Annotated in this window: 3 protein-coding genes; all 3 read right to left on the bottom strand. The window is 54.9% G+C overall.

Going from position 1 to position 2,479, the window contains the following annotated elements:
* Window positions 1-419: 419 nt before the first annotated feature.
* Window positions 420-857, bottom strand: a complete 438-nt coding sequence (locus JX325_RS15335; RefSeq protein WP_204791930.1) for a DUF3879 family protein — start codon at window positions 855-857, stop codon at window positions 420-422.
* 50 nt (window positions 858-907) lie between these two features.
* Entirely contained in the window at window positions 908-1,669 is a 762-nt protein-coding gene (locus JX325_RS15340) for a hypothetical protein (RefSeq protein WP_204791931.1), read from the bottom strand.
* A gap of 284 nt (window positions 1,670-1,953) precedes the next feature.
* The coding region (locus JX325_RS15345; RefSeq protein WP_204791932.1) for an RNA polymerase sigma factor at window positions 1,954-2,479 on the bottom strand (526 nt) is incomplete at its 5' end.

A 2,479-nucleotide genomic window follows, 5' to 3' on the forward strand; every position in this document is an offset into this window, starting at 1 on the left:
TCAAAGTTGCTGCCGCCCACCTGCGCCAGAGACATCTGTGCGGGCTGGGGAGCTGGAGCATCTGGAGTAATCTGCTGTTCATCATCCACGCCGCTCACTTCGTCCGGGCCAGTGACAGTGATATGCTCAATTTCCGCATTTCTGTGGTAATACACATTGACTGATGTGGTATCGTCCACCTTCCAGAAGTAGGCGTACTCCCCAGGCAGTTCGCCGTCGGCCTCGCCCCACGCTTTTTCCAGGTCTGCCAACGTACAGCCCTGCACCTGCCGGATCTGCTCACCGCCCCACTCCGCTCCGTTCTCTGCGATTTCTGCGAGAGATGGTATCTGGCTTGCTTTGGAACATGCGCAGAGGCTCAGCGCCAGAGATAACGTAAGTATAAAAACAGTGATTTTTTNCATAATGCACCCCCGGCGTTATGCCTGCATATCCACGCCCTGTCGGTAGCCGTCCAGGATGCTGGTGTCAAAGGGTTTGCCCCAGTCCCAGCTGGGGTCCTGCTGGTGGACGTACTCGCCCAGCCGGGTGGCCTCGCTGTGGAAGATTTCATTCAGCGTCCAGGAGGCGCTGAGCCGCTGTTCCGGTGCCAGGGACATGGTGTAGTCTCGGATGACCTTGCTGATGTCCTCGCCATCGCTGACCCCGTAGCCGTTCTTCATGTGGTCAAACGCGATCTGCTTGACCTGCTGCACCACGCCCTCGTCCACGGGGACCATCTTGCGGAAGTCGCCGGCGTCGTTCAGGCTCATGCCGGGCGTGCCGTAGGGGTTGACATGGGGCTTGCCCTGCTGCTTCTGGGCCAGCTTCCCGATGCGCTGCTGCTGGCGGTTCTGTACCATCTGTGTGATTGTCATAAAAGTAACCTCCTGATGATTTGATGATTGCGTTTCACTGATGTTACCCATTACTCATAAATAGAATCTATCATCTGCTTCAGCTCCTCCGTGGTAACAGCTCCATTGATAAAACACTCAGCCGGGCCATTGGCCCAAAGTGCCACGGACCGACCTGCGTTAGTAGTCAGTAAATGGGTAATGCCTCCTGCTTCATAAGGGACTGGGTCCCCTTCATCCTTACAAATATCACCGAAATTGTCGTGAGTGCGTTTATCATATTCCAAGTGGATACTTATTTGACTGCTAATCGTATCTTGTCCTCTACAATACAGCGAAGCAAAAACGATTAGATTTGGATTGCTTTCATTATCCACGATGAGTTCTTCCAGCACAAACCCTTCTGGTAGCCATTTGGGAACTACAGAACGGTTTAAGCCGTAAGCCGTCAGTGCCTCTTGGAGATCCGTGTACTCTCCCGGCTCCTCTGGGATATGTAGGTCGTCCGGGTCTATGTATTCGATCTGCCCCGGTGCGAGGGTGATCTGCTCCGCCGTCCACTCGGCCAGCATCCGCCATATATCATAGCCAGCGGCGGCGGTTGCCACTGTGAGCAGCAGCAGGAGCGCTACCAGCGCCGCGACAAGCTGCCCGGTCCGCAGCAATCTGTGCCGGGCAGGATGGTCAGCCTGCCGAATCAGATTCTTCATCTTTCGCTCAAACTCCGGGGAAAATTCATGCTCCGGCAGTTCCTCCAGAAGATTACCGTACTCCAGACGGGCCGTGTCCAGCATTACCCGGCGGGCCAGGTCGTCCAATGCCTGATCTGTCATGGGAATCCCTCCTCTCTCGTTGTATCGCTCTGGGGCGTGACTGCCCGGCAGCCACAAAATTCCCCTCTACTATGATTAACGCAGCGAGAGGCCGGATTCTCACAGGATTTTCAAAAATTTTTGAAAAAATTTTCTCTGCACTTTTGACGCCCATATCCTGGTTCCTTTACGGGCTAAGCAAAAATCCGCCCCTCACTATGCTTAACGCGGTGAGGAGGCGGATTCTCACAGAAAAACCCAAAGTATCTGAAAAAATTTTGCGGCCTTTTGGTGCAGAGGACATTCTACGCCTCCAACAAGAAACCCTCCCGCTCCACAATATCCCGCAGAAGCCGGCGTCCCCGGCTGATCCGGGTACTGACCGCCGTTTTACTCATGCCCAGCTTGGCGGCGATCTCTCCATCGGAGTACCCGGACAGCAGTTTCATCTCCATAACGGCCCGGTAGGTCCGGGGAAGCCGGGCAAAGCTGTCCACCAGCGCATGGTAGTCGCTGATGGACTCCGACGGCTCGGCAAGGCCGTCCCAATCTTCCAGCGGGGCTTCTCCCTTCTGCTTCCTCTGGAGCGAAATGGCTTCATTTCTGGCGATGACCGCAACCTGCGGGGCCAGCTCCTTTGCCGGAGTGTTCTGAAACCTGGAAAATTTTTTGATGATTCGCAAAAAAGCGTTATGCACCGCGTCCTCCGCGTCCTGGCGGTTGTGCAGGATGTCCTCCGCCACATGGTACATGAGGCCCCGGTATTTCAGATAAATCTGCTCAAACTTCACCTTTTCCTCCGGTGTGTCGAGCATTTGCAGATAATAGACC

Origin of the sequence: Oscillibacter sp. CU971 (assembly GCF_905219725.1) — a bacterium.
Taxonomy (GTDB): domain Bacteria; phylum Bacillota; class Clostridia; order Oscillospirales; family Oscillospiraceae; genus Oscillibacter.

Bases quoted from the DNA above. Each gene is read 5' to 3' on its own strand.
- JX325_RS15335 (WP_204791930.1), bottom strand. From the start codon at position 857: ATGACAATCACACAGATGGTACAGAACCGCCAGCAGCAGCGCATCGGG.
- JX325_RS15340 (WP_204791931.1), bottom strand. From the start codon at position 1,669: ATGACAGATCAGGCATTGGACGACCTGGCCCGCCGGGTAATGCTGGAC.